The 7125-nt window shown below is 65.6% G+C and carries 7 protein-coding genes; 6 read left to right on the forward strand and 1 reads right to left on the reverse strand.

The annotated features are described in order from the left end of the window. From ACLP25_RS00710 to ACLP25_RS00725, 4 genes are all read left to right on the forward strand, one after another. Positions 1 to 353 (forward strand): tyrosine-type recombinase/integrase (locus ACLP25_RS00710; RefSeq protein ID WP_442467331.1); only part of this gene is annotated, 353 nt, incomplete at its 5' end. Positions 354 to 820: 467 nt separating this feature from the next. After that, entirely contained in the window at positions 821 to 1795 is a 975-nt protein-coding gene (locus tag ACLP25_RS00715; protein WP_442467332.1) for a helix-turn-helix domain-containing protein, read from the forward strand. Continuing rightward, positions 1792 to 2202 (forward strand): globin domain-containing protein, encoded by a 411-nt coding sequence (locus tag ACLP25_RS00720; RefSeq protein WP_442467333.1) that lies wholly within the window; start codon positions 1792 to 1794, stop codon positions 2200 to 2202. Before ACLP25_RS00715 ends, ACLP25_RS00720 begins: the two co-directional genes overlap by 4 nt. Before the next feature lie 394 nt (positions 2203 to 2596). Beyond that, positions 2597 to 3328, forward strand: coding sequence for a helix-turn-helix domain-containing protein (locus ACLP25_RS00725; protein ID WP_442467334.1), 732 nt, complete (start codon positions 2597 to 2599; stop codon positions 3326 to 3328). A 54-nt stretch (positions 3329 to 3382) separates the two neighbouring features. Here the strand turns inward: ACLP25_RS00725 and ACLP25_RS00730 are convergent, their stop codons facing one another. Further along, complete coding sequence (locus ACLP25_RS00730; protein ID WP_442467335.1) at positions 3383 to 4393, reverse strand: NAD-dependent epimerase/dehydratase family protein; 1011 nt, start codon at positions 4391 to 4393, stop codon at positions 3383 to 3385. 425 nt (positions 4394 to 4818) lie between these two features. On the opposite strand from ACLP25_RS00730, the gene ACLP25_RS00735 reads away from it, so the two are divergent. Together ACLP25_RS00735 and ACLP25_RS00740 are read left to right on the forward strand one after the other, a co-directional pair. Beyond that, positions 4819 to 5631, forward strand: a complete 813-nt coding sequence (locus ACLP25_RS00735) for a carboxypeptidase-like regulatory domain-containing protein (protein WP_442467336.1) — start codon at positions 4819 to 4821, stop codon at positions 5629 to 5631. 170 nt (positions 5632 to 5801) lie between these two features. Further along, positions 5802 to 6239 carry a globin family protein gene (locus tag ACLP25_RS00740; protein WP_442467337.1) on the forward strand — a complete coding sequence of 146 codons (438 nt, stop codon included), beginning with the start codon at positions 5802 to 5804 and terminating at the stop codon, positions 6237 to 6239. The last annotated feature ends 886 nt before the right edge of the window (positions 6240 to 7125 follow it).

A 7125-nucleotide genomic window follows, 5' to 3' on the forward strand; every position in this document is an offset into this window, starting at 1 on the left:
GCCGGACGATCCCGTTGAACAAGGAATTGAAGGCGGCGCTGGTGCAGATCCAGAAGGCTCAGGTCGGGGGCCGGGCGTCGCCGTACGTGGTCACCACCGAAAGAGCCAGGCGGACCAGCGCCGCGGCGATCGTCAACCTGTTCGCCGTCTGGTACCGGGCGCTCGGCTTCAACGGCTGCTCGAGCCACAGCGGACGGCGCGGCTTCATCACCAACGCCGCCAGGAAGATCGGCACCGTCGGCGGGTCGCTGCGAGACGTGCAGCTCCTGGCCGGACATGCCTCGCTCTCGACCACCCAGCGCTACATCGACGCGCACGCCGACGCGCAACGGCGGATCGTCGAGCTGGTTTGACGTCGCCTCGCGGGCTTATATGCAATCACCTTGTCGGCGCTGGGTGCGGCCGCCCCGCATTTCGGGCGAATATTCCCTCCTTTCGTGCCTATCCGATTAAGACAGACACCCGCTACTATAGACTGAACGGTCGGTCGAAGCCGATGCCCGGGGCGACCGCAATGCGCAAATTTCTGCCGTTCAGGGACGACATAGCGAACGCGTCATATCCGACCCATTGCCGCCCTTCCTGTTTGGGCCCCGTACGCGACGTGAGCGCCAAGTGCGGACGTCGCTGAAACTAACTGCGAGCACGTCAGTTCGACCCATGCTGCCCCGTCAGCGATCCGAGCCTTCCGGCTCGTTTGCTTGGCCTCGATCCCGATCATTCCCGACGATCAGGTTAAACCGGAGCCGCTCGTCTTGTTTAATTCGGACGGCCTCCGTAGAGTTGAACCAGCTGAGGCGATCGGCCGGCCGGGGTAGGGATGCGGCTGCATTTTTCGACGGACGATCTTGCCCCTCATGACCGCGTGAGGCTTTGGCGCGACGAATTCGCCAGATACGCCCACAGCTTCACGCCCGGCGAGGTCGCCGACCAGGCCGCCTTCCGCGCTCGGGCGAGCGGCGACGCCGCGGGCGGCTTTGCGCTCATCGATGTAGAGACCTCTCTCGAGTCCGCGCGGCGGACCCCCGCCGACGTCAAGCGGGATTCGGCCGAGTCGTTCTTCATCCGCCGTTTCCGCCGCCCCTCCCTCTGGAAGGCTGCGCCAAGGAGCACGCCGGTCGACCTCATGTTCGAGCCCGGCGATTTTTGCGTCAGCGCGAGCGAATGGCTGTTCGACGAGCAATCGGCGGGCGCCGCTGCATTCCAGCTGCTCGTCGTCCCGCGCGAGGCGCTCGCGCCTCTCGTCGCGGGCGGGCGCATCCCGCGACCGTTCCGCGCGCCAGCCGCCTCGCCGGTCGCCGCGCTGCTTGGCGCGTCCCTGGACGCTGCGGGCGCGCAGGCGCCACTCTTGCCGGACGCGCTCGTCGAAGCCGTGCTGCGCAACGTCTGCGGCCTCGTCGCGCTGGTCTGCGAGACATCCGAGGAGGTCGTCGAACCCGGCCGCGACAAGGCGAAGGCGGCGCTGCTCGCCGAGGTCAAACGGCACATCGATCGGCATCTCGCCGATCCGGACCTGAGCCCCGCCTCGGTTGCGGACGCGGTCGGCCTCTCGGTGCGCCAGCTGCATCGGCTGTTCGAGCCGACCGGGACGAGCTTCGCCCGCTACGTGCTTCGCCAACGGCTCATCCGCTGCCGCGAATCGATCGCTGGGGCGACCGGAACCGGCCGCTCCGTCGTGGACATCGCGTTCGGCTGGGGCTTCAGCAGCATGGCGACTTTCTATCGCGCCTTTGCGAGCGAGTTCGGCGCGAGGCCGGGCGCTCTGCGCGCATCCACGGACGGAGGGCGATCGTGAACCCCGTACAGCAGGATCTGGTCCGCGCCACCTTCGCCAGACTCGCGGTCATGCCCGAGGTCGCCGGCGCGCTCTTCTACGAGCGGCTCTTTGCCGCCAACCCCGAGTTCCGCGCGCTGTTCAAGGGCGACATGCGCGTGCAGGCCGTCAAGCTCATGACCATGCTCGCCGTTGTCGTCTACAATCTGCATCAGCCCGGCGAGATCCTCCCGGCGGTGCGCGACCTCGGCATCCGCCACGTCGACTATGGCGTCAAGCCCGCCGACTACGATGCGTTGGGCGAGGCGCTCCTGTGGATGCTCGAGCAGGCGCTTGGGCCCGACTTCACGCCCGAGATCGGCGAAGCCTGGACCGCCTGCTACGGCGAACTCGCCAACGCGATGAAGGCTGCGGCTTACCGGCGCTGAAGGACTCTCGCCACTTGAATCGGCCCGACGGCGTCATCCGTTGCCCGGCGCGGAATGAGACGCCGCCCGTCGCCCAGCGGGACGATCCACAGACTGAACTCCCCCTATAACCGATCCTATTGGCGTCGCTGGACCATGGCGAGCGAAAAGATGTTTGGAGGGGCCTGTGCAAAAAATCGTCCTCTCAACCGATGGGATTCCTGAGAGCGACCGCTTTGCTCATTGGCGTGACGGGATCGCCAGAAGCTACGTCGGGGTCTCCGTAGAACGCGACGAGGACGACCCGTCAACGTTCAGCGGCAGGTCCGTCGCTTCGATCGGCAAATCTGTCGTCCGGATCCGCAATCGCGCCCACGGCTTACGGGTTTCCCGCCGACCTAGCGATGTCGCGCGCGTGAGCCATGAAAACGAAGTCTTCATCTATCGCGAGGTCGGCGCCTGCGGGAAGATCGATCAGAGCGGCCGCGAATTCTTCACCTCCCCGGGCGACCTTATTGTCGCGGATCCGACGGTTCCCTACTACGCCAAGCCGCGCCACGGCTTTGACCACGAGCTGTGGTTCTTTCCGCGAAAGCTCGTCGAACCGCATCTGCCGGTTTCCCGATGTCCTCGCGGCCTCGATCTTTCGGCGGCGGGCGGGCTCGCGGCCATGATCAAGTCCTATCTGGAGGCCCTCAGCGCCCAACTCGACGGGCTCGACGACCGCGAAGCCGACGTCGTCGCCGACAATTTCTGCCGGCTCCTGGCGGTCGCTTGCGGCGCCGCCGCCGGGGACCAAAAGGATGCGATCAGGCGCGCGCGGCTCGAAGAGGCCAAACGCCACATCGATCGACATCTCTCCGATCCGCGTCTGTCGTCCGAGCGCGCCGCGGCCGCGCTCAAGATCTCGGTCCGGCAGCTCCATCTTCTGTTCGAGTCGAGCGGCGCGAGCTTTGCCCAATACGTCGTGATGCGCCGCCTCGAAGAGTGCCGCTCGGCGCTCATCAGTCCGATTGGCGGGCGGTCGGTCACCGACATCGCCTTCGCCTGGGGGTTCAATAGCCTCGCGACCTTCTTCCGCCGGTTTCGCGACGCCTACGGGATGACCCCCTGCGAGATGCGCCGCCAGGCCGTTGACCGGAACTAACGCGCCGCGGGCCCGCGCGGCGAGCCCGCGTCGATTGGCGTGATTGGGTTCTTGCTAGCTCGCAAGCCGGGACCTCTCCGCCAGCGCAGCCCTCATCCTCCGCAAGCCCTCGGTGAGGGTGACTTTCGGCGCCCAGCCGAGGACCCGTCGCATCTTCTCGTTGCTTGCGCACTGATTGACGATCTCGAGATAGTCGACGCCGCCTTTGACCTCGCGGTAGCGCGCGCCCGGCTTGCAATCGGCGATGATCTCTTCGAGCACGTCTCTCACGCGATATTCCCGGCCACTGCTGATGTTGAAGGCCTCGCCGACGACGCGCGGGTCCGACGCCAACAGCCCTTCGGCCACCTTCATCACGCCATCGACGACATCGCAGATGTGAATGAAGTCGCGCGTGTATTCGGCCCCGTCCGCGGTCAGTCGCAGCTCCGGGGCGAGCCCGGCCTCGAGGCGCTCGATCGCGGCGGGGAACAGCCGCGACGAATTGCGGTCGACCCCGCCGTAGATGTTCGAGAAGCGGACGATCGCGAGCGGCAAACCGTAGGCGAGGCTGTAGGACTGCGCTATCAGATCGGCGCAGACTTTCGAGGTCTCATAGATGTTCTTCGGCAGCAGCGGATCGTCCTCGCAATAGGGATCCGCCGCGGATGCGTCGCGCCCGTACACCCTTTCCGTCGTGCTGAGGATGAACCTCGTCCCGCGCGTGCTCCGCCGTGCGGCTTCGAGCAGAAGGTAGACCGAGCGGATGTTCGACTCGCAAGTCTCGATAGGGTGTTCGTGGCACCATCCTTCGACCGCGACGCCCGCCAGATGAACGACGAGATCGATCCTGTTGCCGCCGATCTCCCGAACGACCTCGTTGCCGGGCTCATCGAGAGAGCCGACGAGGAATTCGTCGAACGCCTTGTGCGCGGGAGGCTTCGCGTCGCTCGCGATCAGATGGACATGCGGCAGATCCGCCTTGATTCGCCGGCAAAGCTCCGAGGCGAGGTAGCCGCTGGCGCCGGTCACGAGCCAGACGGGGGTGTTCGCCGACGTTTTCGGCCACACTCTGGTTTTCGACATCGCCCGCCCTCCATCGTTCACGATTGAAACTGCGGGACCCCCGCGACAGCGGCATGTTTGCGCGGCGGCGAGCGCTGTTCGTCTTGCTGGGCGCACAATCGAATCTCATTCCGCGCTTGGCCCGGCGTGACGCGCGATTTTGCGCGCGGTGAGACTCGATCCCGCATGCGCTGAGACGATGGCGGGGCGCGAAGCGCGTATCCCGGATGCGAGCCAAGACTTCCCGGCGCCAACCTCAAAGAGGAGATCGCCATGATGCCATTCGTAAATCGCCCGCTCGCCTTTTGTCGCTGTCGCGGCGTTCGCCCCGCCCGCTGACGGGCCTTCGGGCGGCGGCGACGGCCACCGCCGCTCGATTGAATGCAACCTGGCCGAACCCAGTCGACTTCCCACGGGGGGAGTCCGAGCAAAAAGGAGACTGCAACATGACAAATATGACCGTCTCGTACGCGTTGTTCCCTTCAGGGTCGCCAATTCCGGAATTGCCGCCTCCGGAAACCTCCCCGCTTCAGTCAGGCGCGCCCATCGGCTCGCTCACGGCTCCGTTGACGGAACCCGACCCGGCCGGGTGCACGTTCGAGTTCTGGAACATAAACTCCGAGATCTACTTCGTGCCGACGGCGCCTCCGCCGTCCCAGACCTGGACCGTGCCGTCCAACGACTTCTCCGCCACCGCGTGGTATTTCAGCGGCGTCGGCCCTCCCGTGGATCAGGTCACCACTTACGCCTTCTCCGTCGACAAAAACGCGCCGATTTCGGGCCAGACGCCAATCGCCTCGGTCGACGGCGTTCCGTGGACGTCGACGTCGACCGTGGTGCCGACGAACGCCGCGGCCGTGATCGTGGCCAAGCCGGAGATCGCCGGGTTCGGCCAGTTCGTCGGCTGGTTCCAGGACAGCAACGGCGTCATTTCCGGCGCAACTCTCTCCGCGCCCGCCGACAGCGATATCCAGGCGATCGCTTACTACAAGCTCCTCGGCACAATTTCCGGGACCGTCCAGGAAGACACGGATGGCGGCATGTTCGGACTCGACGGCGCTTCCGTCTCGGCCGAGCCGGGCGGCGCCGTCAAGTCGGGCGCGGGCGGAGCGTACGTGCTGACGGGCCTGCAGCCGGGAACGGTGGAGCTTTCCGCCTCGGCTCCCAATTGTACGGTGTTCCACACGACGCTGACCGTCGTAGCCGGCCAGACCCTCACCCAGGATATCGTCCTGACCCGAAAAGGCACGAAGTTCTGATCGGGAGCCGACGACCGGGCGCGGCGCGAAAACGCCGCGCTCCGTCAGCCGCCAAACTGCGATTTGCATTCCCTGCGATTCGTTCCTGCATGCGCTGAGACGAAGCGCCTCGTCAGCCGCGCTAATTCTCCGCCATGCCGAGAGGCGCCACGACATGAGGGAAGACCGCTATGGACGAAACGCAAAAGGCGCTCGTGCGCCAGACCTTCGACAAAATCGCCCCGATAGCCGATCAGGCGGGGCTCATGCTCTACGACAACATCTTCGCCATCGACCCGAGCCTCAGGCGGCTGTTCAAGATCGACATCGAAACTCAAGGGCACAAGATCATGGCGGTGATCGCGACCGCGATCGCCCATCTCGACCGGCTCGACGAGGTGATGCCGACGGTGCGGGAGCTCGGCCGCAGGCACGTTGCCTACGGCGTAGGGCCGCACGAATACGAGATCGGCGGCGTGGCGCTGCTCAAGACGCTCGATGGGGCGCTTGGCCCCGACTTCACGCCCGAGGTCCGCGCCGCTTGGGCAGCCTGCTACGAGGCGCTGACGAGAGCGATGAAGGCGGCCGCCGAGGCCGAGGTCGAGCGCTCAGCCCCGGCCGTGGCATGAGGCGCGCCGATGGCTGAGGCGCGGGGGCGCCGGTTTGCGCATTTTGCGATTTGAGCGAGGGCCTGAAATGGCGGCGCACTTGGCTTCGCGTCAACCGTAGGCAGGTAATCCGCGACCGACAGCGCCTTCCGGGCGCGGCTTCCACGAAATGTAGGCCTCGACCGGCTCGTTATTCAGGATCAAGTATCCGGACGATTGGGGGGACGACGAAATTTACGACTTCGATTAGGCTGTCCTGCAAAATCAGACGGATCGCTTCGGGAAGATCGACTTTAACGCGATCCCATACTAGCGGCGCTCAGGGATCAGCGACCCGGACCCGTTCAACGAGCTAGCCCCGTGCGTGAGGGCGGCGGCGCGAGGATGTGCGTCGTGTCTAGCGCCGCTCGTGGGTGAAAGACGGGGATGTCGGGGAGGCTCCCCTCGTGCGCAGCCGCTGCGGTTCGACGCCTTCGAGCCGTCCTCCGCAGGTTGGGCATTTCGCAGGTCCAGACATGTCTCTCCCCACGCGTGTGTGCCGAGCACGCCGTCGACAGGCCGGCCGGCGCAGTGTGGGACCCCGCGAATAGAGCGCAAGCTGCAACCGCGCGAACAGATGGCTTCCGACCGGCCAATCCTCGACAGGGACCGAGCCGCTCACGCCTTCCTCGGCGACAATGTCATCGAAGGCCACCCGCATTTCGACAGTTTTTAACAGCCGATCATTTGACGATCGTCTGGACATCGCGTTGACGGAACAGGCGAACAGCGCGACTCTAGCCGAATCGGGCGACTCGCGCCCGGTTTGATGCACGGAGCTATCGAAGCCCAGAAACACGAAACCCGCCTTATAAGGCGGGCCGGTGTCCCGGCAAGGCCGGGGAATATCGCTGATCTGGCAATCGCG

This window comes from Roseiarcus sp. (assembly GCF_052145395.1).
Lineage (GTDB): Bacteria > Pseudomonadota > Alphaproteobacteria > Rhizobiales > Beijerinckiaceae > Roseiarcus.